General features: G+C 67.1%; 18 protein-coding genes. 8 read left to right on the forward strand and 10 right to left on the reverse strand.

All coding sequences use genetic code 11. The features are described 5' to 3' along the window. Positions 1–129 precede the first annotated feature (129 nt). From ACFTSF_RS17485 to ACFTSF_RS17505, 5 genes are all read right to left on the reverse strand, one after another. Positions 130–879 (reverse strand): succinate dehydrogenase/fumarate reductase iron-sulfur subunit, encoded by a 750-nt coding sequence (locus ACFTSF_RS17485; protein WP_380154717.1) that lies wholly within the window; start codon positions 877–879, stop codon positions 130–132. Positions 880–948: 69 nt separating this feature from the next. Next, the gene (locus ACFTSF_RS17490; RefSeq protein ID WP_380154718.1) at positions 949–2,832 is read right to left on the reverse strand and encodes a fumarate reductase/succinate dehydrogenase flavoprotein subunit; all 1,884 of its coding nucleotides are present in this window, start codon (positions 2,830–2,832) and stop codon (positions 949–951) included. Positions 2,833–2,845: 13 nt separating this feature from the next. Next, positions 2,846–3,646, reverse strand: a complete 801-nt coding sequence (locus ACFTSF_RS17495; protein WP_380154719.1) for a hypothetical protein — start codon at positions 3,644–3,646, stop codon at positions 2,846–2,848. After that, entirely contained in the window at positions 3,646–3,939 is a 294-nt protein-coding gene (locus tag ACFTSF_RS17500) for a hypothetical protein (RefSeq protein ID WP_380154720.1), read from the reverse strand. The genes ACFTSF_RS17495 and ACFTSF_RS17500 overlap by 1 nt, the downstream gene beginning before the upstream one ends. Before the next feature lie 107 nt (positions 3,940–4,046). After that, a complete protein-coding gene (locus ACFTSF_RS17505; RefSeq protein ID WP_380154721.1) occupies positions 4,047–4,673 on the reverse strand; it encodes a hypothetical protein in 627 nt (208 codons plus the stop codon). 61 nt (positions 4,674–4,734) lie between these two features. Here ACFTSF_RS17505 and ACFTSF_RS17510 point away from each other — a divergent pair, with 61 nt between their 5' ends. From ACFTSF_RS17510 to ACFTSF_RS17530, 5 genes are all read left to right on the forward strand, one after another. Beyond that, positions 4,735–5,103 carry a (deoxy)nucleoside triphosphate pyrophosphohydrolase gene (locus tag ACFTSF_RS17510; protein ID WP_380154722.1) on the forward strand — a complete coding sequence of 123 codons (369 nt, stop codon included), beginning with the start codon at positions 4,735–4,737 and terminating at the stop codon, positions 5,101–5,103. A 166-nt stretch (positions 5,104–5,269) separates the two neighbouring features. Further along, positions 5,270–5,566: a LuxR C-terminal-related transcriptional regulator gene (locus tag ACFTSF_RS17515; RefSeq protein ID WP_344151793.1), complete on the forward strand. Its 297-nt coding sequence runs from the start codon at positions 5,270–5,272 to the stop codon at positions 5,564–5,566. A 52-nt stretch (positions 5,567–5,618) separates the two neighbouring features. After that, positions 5,619–6,548 carry an N-acetyl-1-D-myo-inositol-2-amino-2-deoxy-alpha-D-glucopyranoside deacetylase gene (mshB, locus tag ACFTSF_RS17520; RefSeq protein ID WP_380154723.1) on the forward strand — a complete coding sequence of 310 codons (930 nt, stop codon included), beginning with the start codon at positions 5,619–5,621 and terminating at the stop codon, positions 6,546–6,548. 58 nt (positions 6,549–6,606) lie between these two features. After that, positions 6,607–7,125 carry a flavin reductase family protein gene (locus ACFTSF_RS17525; protein WP_344151799.1) on the forward strand — a complete coding sequence of 173 codons (519 nt, stop codon included), beginning with the start codon at positions 6,607–6,609 and terminating at the stop codon, positions 7,123–7,125. A 147-nt stretch (positions 7,126–7,272) separates the two neighbouring features. Next, positions 7,273–9,039, forward strand: a complete 1,767-nt coding sequence (locus ACFTSF_RS17530; protein ID WP_380154724.1) for a VanW family protein — start codon at positions 7,273–7,275, stop codon at positions 9,037–9,039. On the opposite strand, the gene ACFTSF_RS17535 is transcribed toward ACFTSF_RS17530, so the two are convergent. Both ACFTSF_RS17535 and ACFTSF_RS17540 read right to left on the reverse strand, forming a co-directional pair. Then, positions 9,040–9,477, reverse strand: a complete 438-nt coding sequence (locus tag ACFTSF_RS17535; RefSeq protein WP_380154725.1) for a type II toxin-antitoxin system PemK/MazF family toxin — start codon at positions 9,475–9,477, stop codon at positions 9,040–9,042. A gap of 11 nt (positions 9,478–9,488) precedes the next feature. Beyond that, a complete protein-coding gene (locus tag ACFTSF_RS17540) occupies positions 9,489–10,385 on the reverse strand; it encodes a GNAT family N-acetyltransferase (RefSeq protein ID WP_380154726.1) in 897 nt (298 codons plus the stop codon). 155 nt (positions 10,386–10,540) lie between these two features. Between ACFTSF_RS17540 and fdxA the strand changes: the two genes are divergently transcribed. Next, positions 10,541–10,867 carry a ferredoxin gene (gene fdxA / locus ACFTSF_RS17545; RefSeq protein ID WP_171676019.1) on the forward strand — a complete coding sequence of 109 codons (327 nt, stop codon included), beginning with the start codon at positions 10,541–10,543 and terminating at the stop codon, positions 10,865–10,867. Positions 10,868–10,912: 45 nt separating this feature from the next. Here the strand turns inward: fdxA and ACFTSF_RS17550 are convergent, their stop codons facing one another. The 3 genes from ACFTSF_RS17550 to dapD form a co-directional block, all read right to left on the reverse strand. After that, positions 10,913–11,407 (reverse strand): hypothetical protein, encoded by a 495-nt coding sequence (locus ACFTSF_RS17550; protein ID WP_380154727.1) that lies wholly within the window; start codon positions 11,405–11,407, stop codon positions 10,913–10,915. A 39-nt stretch (positions 11,408–11,446) separates the two neighbouring features. Then, on the reverse strand, positions 11,447–12,418 hold the full coding sequence (locus tag ACFTSF_RS17555; RefSeq protein ID WP_380154728.1) for a hypothetical protein: 972 nt from the start codon (positions 12,416–12,418) through the stop codon (positions 11,447–11,449). 151 nt (positions 12,419–12,569) lie between these two features. Continuing rightward, positions 12,570–13,505, reverse strand: a complete 936-nt coding sequence (gene dapD, locus ACFTSF_RS17560) for a 2,3,4,5-tetrahydropyridine-2,6-dicarboxylate N-succinyltransferase (protein ID WP_380154729.1) — start codon at positions 13,503–13,505, stop codon at positions 12,570–12,572. A gap of 264 nt (positions 13,506–13,769) precedes the next feature. Between dapD and ACFTSF_RS17565 the strand changes: the two genes are divergently transcribed. Both ACFTSF_RS17565 and ACFTSF_RS17570 read left to right on the forward strand, forming a co-directional pair. Continuing rightward, a complete protein-coding gene (locus ACFTSF_RS17565) occupies positions 13,770–14,795 on the forward strand; it encodes a LacI family DNA-binding transcriptional regulator (RefSeq protein WP_380154730.1) in 1,026 nt (341 codons plus the stop codon). Beyond that, positions 14,795–15,817, forward strand: coding sequence for a hypothetical protein (locus tag ACFTSF_RS17570; protein ID WP_380154731.1), 1,023 nt, complete (start codon positions 14,795–14,797; stop codon positions 15,815–15,817). Before ACFTSF_RS17565 ends, ACFTSF_RS17570 begins: the two co-directional genes overlap by 1 nt. Positions 15,818–15,873: the final 56 nt, after the last annotated feature.

A 15,873-nucleotide genomic window follows, 5' to 3' on the forward strand; every position in this document is an offset into this window, starting at 1 on the left:
ACCCCCCACAACCGCCTTGCAGCTAGCCGCGTTGCGCGCGACGTAGGAGCGGGCTGGAGCGGGGGGGACAACAACAAGAACTGCGCCCGACCGCAGGGAAGCGATCGGGCGCAGTTCAAAGATCAAGCGTCAGACTCGGCGGCGGATTTTGTTGCCTAGCCAGACGATGGGGTCGTACTTGCGGTCGGCTACTCGTTCCTTCATGGGGATGAGGGCGTTGTCGGTGATCTTGATGTGTTCGGGGCAGACTTCGGTGCAGCACTTGGTGATGTTGCAGTAGCCGAGGCCGTGTTGTTCTTGGGCGGCGTGCTGGCGGTCGGCGGCGTCGAGGGGGTGCATGTCGAGTTCGGCGATGCGCATCAGGAAGCGGGGGCCGGAGAAGGCTTCCTTGTTCTCCTCGTGGTCACGGATGACGTGACAGGTGTCTTGGCAGAGGAAGCATTCGATGCACTTGCGGAACTCTTGTGAGCGTTCGACGTCTACCTGCTGCATGCGGTACTCGCCGGGCTTGACGTCGGCGGGCGGTTTGAAGGCGGGGATCTCGCGGGCCTTCTGGTAGTTGAAGGAGACGTCGGTGACGAGGTCCTTGATCACCGGGAAGGTCCGCATCGGGGTGACCGTGACGGTCTCCCCTTCCTCGAAGGTGTTCATCCGGCACATGCACATCAGCTTCGGCATGCCGTTGATCTCGGCGCTGCAGGAGCCGCATTTGCCGGCCTTGCAGTTCCAGCGGACCGCCATGTCGGGGGTCTGGGTGGCCTGCAGGCGGTGGATGACGTCGAGGACGACCTCGCCCTCGTTCACCTCGACCTCGTAGTCCTTCAGCTCACCGCCGTCGGCGTCCCCACGCCAGACGCGGAACTTGGCCTGGTAACTCATCGTCGTCCTCGCTTCGCTGCGGGCGCCAATGAGTGGAACTCGCTGTGCATATTGGTGCCTTCGCTTCGCTCAGTCACGAGGGAGCTCCTCTTCGGTGAGGTACTTCTTCAACTCGTCGCGCTCGAACAGTTCCAGCAGGTCGTCGCGCATCGGGATCTGGTCCTTCTTGACCACGGTGACCCCGTCGCCGTCGCTCTGCAGTGAGCAGACCAGGAGCAGCTTGCGCCACTCGGCGTTCATGCCGGGGAAGTCGTCGCGGGTGTGACCGCCGCGGGACTCCTCGCGCAGGAGGGCGGCCTTGGCGACGCACTCGGACACGGTCAGCATGTTGCGGAGGTCCAGGGCGAGGTGCCAGCCGGGGTTGAACTGCCGGTGGCCCTCGACCGTCATCTTCGCGATCCGGCCGCGGAACTCGGCCAGCCGGCCCAGTGCCTGCTCGATCTCGTCGGCCTTGCGGATGATGCCGACCAGGTCGTTCATCGACTGCTGGAGTTCCTGGTGGATCGTGTACGGGTTCTCCCCGCCCTCGAGCTCGAACGGCGCCAGTGCCTCGGCCGCGGCAGCGTCGATATCGGCCTCGGCGATCTGCGGCCGGTCCGTGCCGAGCGACTCGACATACATCGCCGCACCGGCTCCGGCGCGGCGGCCGAAGACGAGCAGGTCGGACAGGGAGTTGCCGCCGAGGCGGTTGGAACCGTGCATGCCGCCTGCTACTTCGCCGGCGGCGTACAGGCCCTTGACCGAGGACTGCGCGGTGTCCGGCTCGACCTCGACGCCGCCCATCACGTAGTGACAGGTCGGGCCGACCTCCATCGGCTCCGCGGTGATGTCGACGTCGGCCAGTTCCTTGAACTGGTGGTACATCGATGGCAGCCGGCGCTGGATCTCCTCGGCGGGCAGCCGCGAGGAGACGTCCAGGAAGACACCGCCGTGCGGGGTACCGCGGCCGGCCTTGACCTCGGAGTTGATCGCGCGGGCGACCTCGTCGCGGGGGAGCAGTTCCGGTGGGCGCCGGTTGTTGTCGGCGTCCTTGTACCAGCGGTCGGCCTCTTCTTCGGTTTCTGCGTACTGCGCGCGGAACACGTCCGGCACGTAGTCGAACATGAACCGCTTGCCTTCGGAGTTCTTCAGTACGCCGCCGTCGCCGCGGACCGACTCGGTGACCAGGATCCCCTTCACCGACGGCGGCCAGACCATGCCGGTCGGGTGGAACTGGATGAACTCCATGTTGATCAGCGTCGCGCCGGCCCGCATCGCGAGGGCGTGACCGTCACCGGTGTACTCCCACGAGTTCGAGGTGACCTTGAACGACTTGCCTACGCCGCCGGTGGCCAGGATGACCGCGGGGGCGTCGAACAGGATGAAGCGGCCGGATTCGCGCCAGTACCCGAAGGCACCCGAGATCGCGTCGCCGTCCTTGAGCAACTCGGTGACCGTGCACTCGGCGTACACCTTGAGGTTGGCCTCGTAGTCGCCGGTGGCTTCGAAGTCCTCCTGCTGCAGCGAGACGATCTTCTGCTGCAGGGTGCGGATCAGCTCCAGGCCGGTCCGGTCGCCGACGTGCGCGAGCCGCGGGTAGGTGTGACCGCCGAAGTTGCGCTGGCTGATCTTGCCGTCCGGGGTCCGGTCGAACAGGGCGCCGTACGTCTCCAGCTCCCAGACCCGGTCGGGGGCTTCCTGCGCGTGCAGTTCGGCCATCCGCCAGTTGTTCAGGAACTTGCCGCCACGCATGGTGTCGACGTAGTGCGTCTTCCAGTTGTCGTTGGAGTTCGCGTTGCCCATCGCGGCCGCGCAGCCGCCCTCGGCCATCACGGTGTGGGCCTTGCCGAACAGCGACTTGCACACGATCGCGGTGCGCTTGCCCTGCTCGCGGGCCTCGATCGCCGCGCGCAGACCGGCGCCGCCGGCCCCGATCACGACGACGTCGTAGGTGTGTCGTTCCAGCTCAGTCATATCTCGCAGATCCTCAGTTCAAGAAGCGCAGGTCGGAGAACCAGCCGGCCGACAGCGCCATGATGTAGAAGTCGGTCAGGATCACGGTGAACAGCGACGCCATCGCGAACGTGCCGTGCTTCGGGTTCAGCTTGGACACGAAGGTCCAGTACCGGTACCGCAGCGGGTGCTTGGAGAAGTTCTTCAGCCGGCCGCCGACGATGTGCCGGCAGGCGTGGCAGGACAGCGTGTACAGCCAGAGCATCACCAGGTTGATCCAGATGATCAGCGTGCCCAGGCCGATCCCGAAGCCGCCGTCCTTGCCGTGGAAGGCGAGGACGCCGTCGTAGACGTTGAGGATGCCGAAGACCAGCGCGCCGTAGAAGAAGTAGCGGTGCAGGTTCAGCGCGATCAGCGGGAACTTGCTCTCACCGGTGTACTTCTTGTGCGGCTCGGGCACCGCGCACGCGGCCGGCGCGAAGAACAGCGACCGGTAACCCGCCTTGCGGTAGTAGTAGCAGGTGCCCCGGAAGCCGGCCAGTACGGCGAACGTGATGATGCTGAACGGGATGAAGACCGGGAACTTCGGGAACCAGGTGCCCAGGTGACTCGACCCCGGTACACACGACTCGGTGACACACGGCGAGTACAGCGGGGTCAGGTAGTGGTGCGCATCCACCCAGTACCACTTGTTCATGAAGATCCGGATCGTCGCGTAGACGATGAAGAAGCCCAGGATCACCCCGATCCGCAGCGGCGCCAGCCACCAGCGATCGGTTCTCGCGGTCTTCAGTCCAACCTGTGCACGCCCTGCAGAATCAACTCCATGTGCCATCAGGGTGCACGCCGATCAGGTGCGCCGAAGCCTTCGTGCTCCGCGTCTGTCCACATGGACGCGTCATACTCCACGTCGGGAATCTCCTCGAGGTCCTCCGGAACCGGTCCGGGTCTGTGCTTCGGGTCGGGAGGGCCGAGCTCAGCCAGATCGTCGCTCAGCCGGGCCACGTCGGACACGAGTCGGCGGACGCCGAGGGTGTCTCCGTATTCCTGACTGAGCTTTCCGACGGCCGCATGTAGTGCTTCGAGCGCGCGGACGACTGCGGCAACGCCGCTGTTGCCTTCACCCATGCCGACTCCAGTGATGGTGTTGTAGCTGTCAGTATGGGCACACTTTGCCGCGCCCGGGCATGCAACGGAAGACCTCTCGGTACGGCGTGTTTCTACTTAGGGTTGCCTCAGTTGCCGACGGCCGACGAGTGGAGTAATGGAGTGAATCCGGCCTTCAGCACAACGAGATTCGCCGCCGGGGTCAACACCTCGACCTCGATCAGACCCGGCGGTCGGCGCGCGTTTTCGTAGCCCTGCCACGACCATGGCAGCACCTGCCCGCCCAGCACCAGCGCCGGACGGCCGTCGTACCGGATCATTGCGCCGTCCGGGAGGTCGGCCAGCGCCTGTACGGCGGTCCGTTGCCGACGCGTGCGCGGCTCGACGCGTTGACTGTGCAGTACGGCGTCCATCGCGGGCGCGCGTGGGCGCTCGTCGAGCGCGTGTCCCTGCGCCCAAGCCCCGGCGTACCGCAGGAAGTCTCTGCGTCGGCAGTAATGACAAGGTCTATGACCGGCTGCGAGCGCGACGGCTTCGTCGAAGAAGAACAAGGCGGTCCAGCGTCCGGGCGGCATCGGATCGCGCTGAACTCCCTTCCAGTCAAGGACGCAGCAGATCCACGCCTTCGAGCGCCAGCGGGTCGTACCGAGGCGGCGATCGGGGCTGTGCAGGGTGCCGCGGTTGCCCATCAGCAGGCCGCGGCCGTCCTCGGCCACGATCTCCTGGGTGGGAAGAACCCTGTTCTGCAACGGCATACGGCTCATCGTGCCGTACGCCACCGACGGTTTTTCGTTACAGGTCTGACAGAGTTGTCCTGTGCAGATTGTTGTGGGAGTGGCCGTTGTCCGCGGCGAGCAGGTGCTGGCGGCGTACCGGCCGGGTCCCGAGGGCGGTTGGGAGTTCCCGGGCGGCAAGGTCGAGCCGGGGGAGACCGAGGCGCAGGCCGGGGTCCGGGAGTTGCGGGAGGAGTTGGACCTCGAGGTCGAGATCGGCGCCTCGCTCGGACCGGCGGTGGACATCTCCGACAAGTACCGGCTGCACGTCTACCGAGCGACCATCGTGACCGGCGAGCCGGTACGGCGGGAGCACGCCGAACTGCGGTGGTTCGCGGCCGCCGAACTGGTCGAGGCGGACTGGCTGGTACCAGATCGACCGTTCGTCAGGGCGCTGCGCGACCAGCTGTAGTGGCGGAAGTCACATCGTTCCGCAGACGACGTTCCGGAGGCGTCGGATCACGCTGAGAAAACGGCCCCGACCGCAACTGTATGGGTCGTTTGTATGGGTTGTACCTGGTGAGTGGTCTACACCGACCGCGAGAATCCTTCTGCAAGCTACTGGGGAGGAGTGAGGAATGTCGGTGTATCAGGTCGTCCCTTCCGTCCGGAGGGAAGACGTCGTCACGGAGGATGTCTGCGAGATCTACGAACTGGGGTCCCGGCGGCAGACGCCGGCGGCGGTCAAGGAGCTGACCAGCCGTCAGATCGCGATCGGGCGGATGCTGTCCACCGGGACGAAGGACGCCGCGATCGCTCGGGAGCTCGGGCTGTCCCTGCGGACCGTCCGGGCCGAGGTCAGCGCACTGGTAGTCGGACTGGGCGCCAAGTCCCGGTTCCAGGCGGGGTGCCTGCTGGTTCGCCGCTTCGGCTGATCGGAAGTAACTGACGGGAATAACTGTCGGGGCTGCGACGTAGTGTTTGAGCATGGCTGAGCTCCCCCCGACGCAAACAGCACAGCGACGGCTGTTGCTGGTGCACGCCCACCCGGACGACGAGACCATCAACAACGGCGCAACCATGGCGCGGTACGTGGACGAAGGTGCCCACGTCACGCTGATCACCTGCACCCTCGGTGAAGAGGGGGAGGTGCTCGTTCCGGATCTGTCCCATCTGGCCGCTGACCAGACCGACCAGCTGGGACCACACCGGATCACCGAACTGGACGCCGCGATGGCCGAGCTCGGCGTCACCGACCACCGCTTCCTCGGTGGCCCCGGCAAGTACCGCGACACCGGGATGATCTACAACGAAGAGGGCAATGCCGACGTCCCGCCGGACACCCGCGAGGACAGCTTCTGGCAGGCCGACCTGCTGGCCGCGGCGAACGAACTGATCCCGGTGATCCGGGAGATCCGCCCGCAGGTCCTCGTCACCTACGACGAGTACGGGAACTACGGCCACCCGGACCACATCAAGGCACACCGCGTCGCCATGTACGCCGCCGCGCTGGCCGGCGCCCCGTCGTACCGGGAGGATCTCGGCCCGGCCTGGGACATCCCGAAGATCTACTGGACCGCGATCGTCGAGTCGGCGATGCGGGAGAGCCTGCGGCAGCTCCGCGCGGCCGGAGACACCACGACGTTCGAGGGGATGGACCCGGAGGGTCCGATGCCGCCGATGATCACCCCGGACCGGTTCATCGACGCGATCATCGACGGGGGCCAGTATCTGGACCGCAAGATGAACGCGATGAAGGCGCATGCCACCCAGATCACCGTGGACGGCCCGTTCTTCGCCCTGTCGAACAACAACGGCAGCTCGATCTTCGGTGACGAGGGCTACCGCCTGGTCAAGGGCACGGCCGCCCCTGGTCCGAAGGGCGTCGAGGACGACCTGTTCGCCGGCCTGGAGTGACTGTTCACACATGCGAGTACCTCAGACCTTATTCATGAGCCGGGCATAGGCTGCTGAGGTGTCGACGCCCGAGCCCAGTGGGATCGTGCCGCCCGAGGAGTTCCGGGCGGCACTGGGCCAGTTCGCGGCCGGCATCCTGATCATGAGCACGCTGCAGGACGGCGTGGCCCATGCGATGACGGCGAACGCGTTCACTTCGGTGTCGCTGGACCCGCCGCTGGTGCTGGTCTGCGTCGACAAGGGCGTCCGGATGCACGACGCCGTCCTCGACTGCGGCTATTGGGCCATCTCGGTGCTGGCCGCGGACCAGCAGCCGCTGGCCGCGCGGTTCGCGCGGTCGGGGCGGGATCTGTACAGCCAGTTCGACGGGGTCGCCACCGAGGCCGGCCCGAAGTCCGGCTGCCCGGTGATCACGGGTTCGCTGTCGTGGCTGGAGTGCCGGACCTGGGCGACCTACGAGGGCGGTGACCACACGATCGTGGTCGGCGAGGTGCTCAGTCTGGGCCTCGGCGAGACCGACGGGCGCGGTGCGCTGATCCACCACGCCAGTCACTATCGGGAGCTGCCCGGACGCTGAGCGTGGCGATAGTGCCCCGCGAGGGACTTTTGAGGCAGGTGGGGCCTGCCCCAAAGGTCGGGAAGGCCTGCCCCGTCCCGTAAGATGTGCCCTTGTGTTCCGAGCGGGCACAGCCTGACCACGCCTTGAGCAGGAGGACTTAGTCCGGTGGGGAAGAAGCAGCTCGCGGGGATCATTGCCGCGGCAGGACTAGGTGTGTTCGTCGTGGGGTACGGCGCCGCCTTCGCGTTCGCCGGAGACAAGATTCCCGGTGACACCACCGTGCTCGGCATCCCGCTCGGCGGGTTGTCGCAGTCCGACGCCAAGACCAAGCTCGAGGCCGGGCTGAAGGATCGCCTGACCCAGCCGATCAAGTTCAAGGCCGGCGACTCCGCGACGGCGTACACGGTGAACCCGGCCGAGGCCGGGCTCGGCCTGGACTACGAGGCGACCATTGCCCAGGCCGGAGCCGGGCGCAGCCTGGCGCCTGCCCGGATCTGGCGCGCCCTGACCGGCGGTTCCGCGGTCGAGCCGGTGGTGACCAAGGACGACGCGAAGTTCCAGGCCGCGGTCGAGAAGCTCGCCAAGCAGGTCAACCGCCCGGCGACCGAGGGCTCGATCACCTTCGACGGCCTCAAGCCGGTCTCGCACAAGCCCGCCGAGGGGCTCGAGCTGGACACCGCGAAGGCCGCCGACGTCGTCGTCGCGGCCTACCCGAACGGCGCCACCGCGGCGGACCTGCCGGTGCAGGTGACCAAGCCGCAGGCCGGGTCCGACGCGATCAGCAAGGCCATCACGGACTACGCCGAGCCGGCCGTGGCCGCGCCGATCAAGCTGACCGTCGGCGACAAGTCGGTCTCGCTCAACCCGTCCGAGTTCGCGCCGGCGCTGACCTTCACGGTCAAGGACGGTGTCGTCACTCCGACGCTGAGCGGCAAGCAGCTGGAGCCGCTGTTCCAGAAGCGGTTCAAGGCCCTGGAGACGCTGCCGAAGGACGCGACCTTCGAGATCGCGGGCGGTAAGCCGACCGTCGTACCGGCCGTCGACGGCATGGTCGTCGACCGCACCAAGGTGGTCCCGGCGATCATCTCGGTGCTGTCGAAGCCGGCCGGTGAGCGCAAGGCCGCGGTCGGCCTGGCGAGCACCAAGGCGAAGGTGACCACCGAGCAGGTGCAGGCGCTCGGCATCAAAGAGGTGATGGGCGAGTTCACCACCCAGTTCCCGCACGCGCCGTACCGCAACACGAACATCGGCACCGCGGCCCGCAAGATCAACGGCACGCTGCTGAAGCCGAACGAGATGTTCAGCCTGAACAAGATCGTCGGCGAGCGGACCAAGGAGAACGGCTTCACCGAGGGCAACATCATCAGCGGCGGCAAGTTCGTCCTGGACCTCGGCGGCGGGGTCTCCCAGTCGGCGACCACGACCTTCAACGCGGCCTTCTTCGCCGGGCTCAAGGATGTCGAGCACAAGGCACACAGCGTCTACATCACCCGCTACCCGATCGGCCGCGAGGCGACCGTCGCGTGGCCGTCGGTGGACCTGAAGTTCCTCAACGACTCCGGGAACGGCATCTACATCCAGACCATCTTCACCGCGTCCAAGCCCGGCAGCCAGGGCCGGATCACGGTCAAGATCTGGGGTACCAAGGTCTGGCAGATCACCGCCGGCGCGTCGGGCAAGTCGAACCACCGCGCCCCCGGCCTGGTCTACAACACCGAGCCGGGCTGCCGGCCGCAGGCGCCGACCGCCGGTTTCGACATCACGATCTTCCGGTACTTCGCGAAGAACGGCGTACGGCAGAAGACCGAGCAGTTCACCACGCACTACAACGCGGCCGACGACATCCGCTGCGAACCGAAGCCCGGGACAGAGACCCCGCCCCCGGGTGGCCCGCAGAACACGCAGACCACGCCGCCGCGCAAGCCCAGCTGATCAGCTGCGATGGAGAGTGTGAAGTTCGGCAGCGACCTGGTTGAACAGGTCCTCGCTGATCACCGCACCCTCTCGCCGTACTTGGGCCGGATCGACGCGTAGCACCCGGTCCAGCCGGACCTCGCTGGCACGGCCTTCACGGTCCCAGGCGCCCTTGCCGACGTCCATCCAGACCCGGCCCCAGCGGGCCTCGTCGGCGGCGTCGCGGTCGTGGTCCTTGCTGGTCAGGATCAGCGCGAGCAGGTACTGCCCGTCGGAACCGACCACGAGGACCGGCCGGTCCTTCCCGCGCTGGTGGTCCTCCTCGAACGGGACCCAGGTCCAGACGACCTCACCCGGATCCGCCACCCCGTCATCCGGGTGCGGCGTGTACTCGACCTGCACGGTGCCTTCGAAATCGCCCGGGTACTCAGGGCGCTCCACCACGTGATCCGCCATACCGGCAGAGCCTACTGGGCTGGGCTCCTGAGATAGCGGTACCGATACGCCTCGACGTACCCGAGCCGCTGGTAGGCGGTCACAGCGGGCAGATTGCTCTCCAGGACCTCCAGATAGGTCCGGCGACCGCCCTGCGGCCCAGCCCAGCGCGCGAGGCCCTGTACGACGGCTGCTGCCATCCCCTGCCCGCGGTGAGCCGGTTCGACCCGGAGAGCGTCGATTCCGAGCCAGTGACCGGTCATCGCGCCCCGGCCGACCGCCACCGGTTCGCCGTCGACCTCGATCGTGGCGAAGACGGCCTTGGGGGCACCTTCGAGCACAACTGGCGCTGGGGCGGGAACCGGTCCGTCGAAGGCGACGCCGTACCAGGCCTTGTCGGGGTGCTCGGCGAGCTGGACGTCGTACGGCGGGAGTGCGTTCACGTGGTCGAGCGTGGTGTGCATGACCAGTACGTCGGAGCGGTCGGGGTGGGCGTCGATCCAGCCGAGCTCCTGGATGTCCGTGGCGGCCTGGCTGCCGAGGCGGATGTGGGCCTGGGGCGGTAGGCCGCGCTCGACGTAGAAGGCCTCAGCGCGCTTGAGCGCCTCGGTGAGCGGCATCCCGGGGTTGCCGGCCGGGAGCAGCGAGTTGCCGCGACCCGTCCAGCCGGAGGATGCCCGCAGCAACCACTCGCCCAGGTACACCGTTTCGGCCGCCGGCCGGCCCAGCGCGGTCGTCAGGAAGAGCTGCTCGACGTCGACCGGGCGCAGCGGCATCTCCGGGATCGGTTTGGCCGCCGTGATCGCCGAGAGCTCGATCTCGTGCCGGCTGCTGTCGGCATGCCGGACCACCAGCTGACCCTCCCGACGGTCCTCGAGTACGCCGATGACGTCGGTTAGGCCACCCTTAATTCGATGCCGGACGACCACACGGTGTCCGATATCACGAGTACCAAGGCCTGACACGATCCGGACTCCTGGCAGAGTGGGCAGAGTATTACCGTGATACTAGAGACTCTTGCACCACCGCATCGCAGCAACCCGGAGCCCCACCGCTGCGCTTGCCTGCCATAGGAGGAGTAGCAGTGACCTACGTCATCGCGCAGCCGTGTGTTGACCTGAAGGACCTCGCGTGTGTCGAGGAGTGCCCCGTGGACTGCATCTACGAGGGCAACCGGATGCTGTACATCCACCCCGACGAGTGCGTGGACTGCGGAGCGTGCGAGCCGGTCTGTCCGGTCGAAGCCATCTACTACGAGGACGACACTCCGGAGCAGTGGAAGGACTACTACACCGCGAACGTCGACTTCTTCACCGACCTGGGCTCGCCCGGTGGCGCGTCCAAGATGGGCAAGATCGACAAGGACCACGCCTTCATCGCCGCCCTGCCCCCGCAGGAACACGACGAGTAACAAGCACTGAGGCACGGGGGTGGGGTACCAGCTACCCCACCCCCGTCAGCCCACCTTGACCTCGGCCGTGGCCAGGATCTTCTCGTTCGCGAGCTTGGTCCCGAACCAGCCGATCAAGGAGGCCGGAAGGCCCCACACCGCAACGGTCACGAGCGTGCGGATCATCGCCTCCTCGGCCGAGTCGGACGATTGCGTCCAGATCCCGGTCGCGGCATGCACGCCGCCATCCAGGCCGATGCCGAGCATCACGTAGGCGATCACGAGCAGCAGCCGCCCAAACCGATCGGCCGCGCCGCGCGTCCGGGCGCCACGCCATAGATAGCGCCCGATGGTGAAGACCACGATTCCCCAGAACGCCGTCGCCATTCCGTCGGCCACGTGCACCGGCGGACCGTCGCCACGGAACGCGTCGAAGCTCTGGACGACTCCGACGGCCGCGACGAGGCCGTAGATGGTCAGGCCGATGCCTGCCACGATCAGTACGAGTCCGGCCAGGTTGAACGCGATGTTCGGCCGGTGCCTTACCCCCTGTTGTTCCATGTACACAGGGTGAGCGGGAACCTTCAGACAGTCTTCAGGTCAGTTGTCGAGGACGTCGACGTGGACGTGGTCGAGGTGCCGGAGGATCTTTTCGTCGCCGGAGCGGGATGGTGGGGTGTAGTCGCGCCAGCCGCTGTCCGAGCGGCCGCCGGCGGTCCAGATCTTGTCGCTGAAGATGACCGTCCGGATGTTCAGCACCTTGGCGCGAGCGACCAGGTACTGCGCCATGGCCCAGCCCTTGGTCGTGTTGGCGGCTGTGATCGGCCGGACGAACACGTCGACCGCGCGGCCCTCGTAGTGGGCTGAGCCCTCCATGTGCCCGGACTGGATCCCGCCCGGCGCATAACCACCGGTGGAGACCCGGCCGAACGTTGCCAGCAGATCCCGCCGTACGGCGTCCGCGCGGGGCGTCAGCCCGTTCTTGCCCACGGTCTGGACCGGTACCTCGTCCGGGTTGACCGTGCAGCTGAAGACGGCCTTCGAGTTGCCGGTCAGCGCGGAGGCGAGGACCCGGGCATCGCCCTCGTGGTCGGCATACGCGTTCGGGAAGGCGCTGCGCTGGACGCGGTCGGCCGCGACGGTGATCGGGAGCTTCTGGTAGTTCTTGATCTTCACCAGGGCGTCGTAGAACTTGCCGGATGCGTAGTGCGGATCCTGCACCTGCTTCGTCGTACCCCAACCCTGCGACGGCCGCTGCTGGAACAGGCCCAGCGAATCCCGGTCGCCGTGCTTGAGGTTGCGCAGGCCGGACTCCTGGTACGCCGTGGCGAGCGCGATCGTGACCGCGCGTCCCGGCAGCCCACGCCGTACGGCGACGCCTGCGATGATCGCGGCCGACTCCGCCTGCTCGATGTCGAGCTGGACGGTGGCGCCGTTGACGGTGGCCTCGCACTGCTCCGGCGGAGGCAGCAGCGGACCGAGGTCCTTCCCGCCGACCCAGGCCACAGCTCCGCCGATGACGAGGCTGAGCGCCCCAATGGACCCCAAGGCGACGAGCACACCTCGTTTCATCGGCATACCGCTCCCAACGTGCGGGAGCGGCGGCCTGGTTCCGGGGAGTAGATCACGATGTGGTTGACGCTTGAACGCGCCCAGCGGTTGGCGCGATTCACGCGTTGGCGTCTGTACCTAATTCTCACGCGAAAGCGTGCAGGGTCAATGATCACGCGTTCGCGTGAAGGGCCTCGTTGAGGGTGATGCCCTCGCCCTTGCGCGGCCGAGCCTCGACCGCGCCGGTGACCGAGTTGCGCAGGAACAGCAGCCCAGGCTGACCGGACAGGTCGCGAGCCTTGACCACCGTGCCGTCCGGCAGCGTGACCTTGGTCCCGGCCGTCACGTAGAGCCCCGCCTCGACCACGCAGTCGTCGCCGAGCGAGATCCCGGTACCACCGTTGGCGCCGAGCAGGCACCGCTTGCCGATCGACACGACCTGCTTCCCGCCACCCGACAACGTGCCCATGATCGACGCGCCGGCCCCGATGTCACTGCCGTCGTCAACCACGACACCTGCGACGATCCGGCCCTCGACCATCGACGTACCGAGGGTGCCCGCGTTGAAGTTCACGAACCCCTCGTGCATGACGGTCGTGCCCTCGGCCAGATGCGCACCCAGCCGCACCCGGTCCGCGTCCCCAATCCGAACCCCACTCGGTACGACGTAGTCCGTCATCCGCGGGAACTTGTCCACACTCGTCACGCTCAGGTGCTGCCCAGCCGCCCGCGCCCGCAGCCGCACATGCTCGATCTCCTCGACCGGCACCGGCCCGGCCGACGTCCACGCGTTGTTCGGCAGCGCACCGAAAATCCCGTCCAGATTCAACCCATGCGGCCGCACCAACCGATGCGACAACAGGTGCAGCCGAAGGTAGGCATCCGCAGTCCCACTCGGCGCCTCCTCCAGCACGATCTGCGTGCTCACGACCTCACGCCGTACCTCACGCAGCTCGTCGTTCCCCTCCGCCGCCACCAACTCCGCCGGCGCCTTCACATCCTCCGGCCGCTCACCCAGCTCCGGCGCCGGATACCAGACATCCAGCACAGTCCCGCCGGCAGTAACAGTCGCAAGGCCAAAGCCCCAGGCGTGGGTCACGTTCGTCATAAGCACAGCCTGCCAGACACCCGGTGACCCCCGAACGAGGTGGTCGCATCCTCCGAAGAACAGGACGTATAAGCCCACCGGACCGGCCCCCACACCCACCGCCGGCGGGCGGGGAGGTGTAGCAGTCGTATACGTCCTGTCGCTCGGCGGATCGGCTGGGCCCGCACGAGGAGCCGCCGGGGGCGGTGTCCGGTTTTCGGTGGGGTTTCGGGGGTGGTCGAAGGGGTTGGTGGGGGGCGGGGTGGGCGGTATCTATACGTATAGATGAGGGGTGGTGGGGTGGCGAGGGTTACGCAGGCTGATGTGGCTCGGGCGGCGGGGACGTCCATGGCTGTGGTCAGTTATGTGGTGAACGGGGGGCCGCGGCCGGTGGCGGAGGGGACTCGGCAGCGGGTGCTGGCGGCTATCGAGCAGACGGGGTATCGGCCGGACGGGGTGGCTCGGGCGTTGGTCGGTGGGTCGACTATGACGTTGGGGCTGATCGTTCCGGATATCGCGAACGAGTTCTTCGCCGAGCTGGCGAGAGCGGTTGAGCATGCGGCTCGGGCGGCTGGGCGGACTGTGTTGCTGGCCAACTCGGAGGGGGATGCGCAGACCGAGTTGGCGTTGCTGGAGACGTTTTTGGAGCGGCGGATCGATGGGGTGGTGATCATCTCGCAGGCGCCGATCACGGCTGCTCGGATGCTGGAGCGGGCGGGGACTCGTCGGGTGTTCCTGGGGGCCGCCCCGCCGGATGACTCATCGATCGGGGTGGACAACTTCGGTGGTGCGGTGGCCGCGACCATGCATCTGGTCGGGCATGGGTATGAGCGGATCGCGATGATCGGCGGTCCTGACCTCGACGAGGTGGCTGATGCTCGGCGCGACGGGTGGCAGCATGCGCTCACCTCGCTCGGCGCGGCGGAGGAGGGGGCCTTCGTGCATCAGCCGTTCACGGTCGATGGCGGGTACGTCGGCGGACTCCAACTGCTCGCTGGTGACACGCGACCGCAGGCGATCTTCGCCGCCTCGGATCGGCAGGCCATCGGGTTGTTACGCGCGGCCGCCGACGAAGGAATCTCGGTACCTGATGAGCTCGCCATCGCCACGTTCGACGGTTCCGCCGCCTCGGCGTACGCCGTCCCCTCGCTGACCACCGTCCAGCAGCCGATCACCCAGATGGCCGACCTCGCGGTCCGCCAGTTGACCGCGCACGACGCTCCGCCGCTGCACGCCGTACTCGAGGTGGGACTGGTGATCCGCCGGTCCTGTGGTTGTTCCCGCCCTTGGCTCGAACCCCGGAGGCTCTGATGGTCCGCCGAATCGCCGCCGTACTCACCGTCCTGACCCTGCTCCCGCTCTCCGCCGCCCACGCTGCCGTCGGCGGTTGGTCCGCGCCCATCCGCCTGTACGCCGCCAGTGACGTCCAAGGCCGCGGTTACGCGTACGCGCCGAGCGTCGTGGCGGGCAGTCCGACCCGCATCTACAGCTGCCACAGCAAGGCCGCGAACACGATTCGCGACGACATCTTCCTGACCAAGCTCGGCGGTACGTCGACTTCCGTGCTGACCGGGACCGGCGCCGGCTGGGACCACTTCCACAACTGCGACCCGAGCGTCGTACGGGTCAATGTGCCGTTCAACGGCCAGACCTACAGCTACGCGATGTTCTATCTCGGCAACGACGTGGACGCCTCGGCGCACAACGCGATCGGGGTCGCGGTCGCCCACAATCTCGACGGGCCGTGGGTGAAGCTGCCGAACCCCGTCATCCAGTTCCCCGGCAGCAACACCAGCGAGTGGGGTGCGGGGCAGCCGACCGCGACGACGATCGACGCGGTGCAGGGGACCGTCGTCCTCGCCTGGACCCAGGGCCTGCCGAGTGGGAATGTCGGCAAGGCCGCCCAGGTGAGCTTCGGATCCGGTACGCCGGTCGTCCAGTTCGAGCGCGTGCTTCCGATGGTCGGATCCGACACCGGCCTGAACAACTTCGACCTCGTCTATTCGCCACCGCGCGACCGCTTCTACATGGTTCGCGAAGGCCATCCGTACCCGAGTGGTTCGCAGCCGGACTACATCTCCGACCACGTGGAGATCGCGAGCATCTCCGGCGCCGGCTTCTGGGGCACTCCCGGTGTCGGCTGGACAGTCGAGAGCACGATCACCAGCGCCCGGACCGGCAAGCCGCGGACCCACAACCCGGGTTTCCTCCGCACGGTCTACGGCACCCTCCCGAACGAGTCCGAACTGACTGTGGTCTATACCTCAGCCAACCTGGACCCGGACTCACTCTGGTCCTACACGCTCTGGCAGACGACAGCACCGTTGAGCTAGCAACTTTCCAGCCGCTCATTGCGTCTAGTTCTGGAGACCACTCGAATGCGAGGCTG

It is taken from the genome of Kribbella sp. NPDC056951 (assembly GCF_042674205.1).
GTDB lineage: Bacteria > Actinomycetota > Actinomycetes > Propionibacteriales > Kribbellaceae > Kribbella > Kribbella yunnanensis.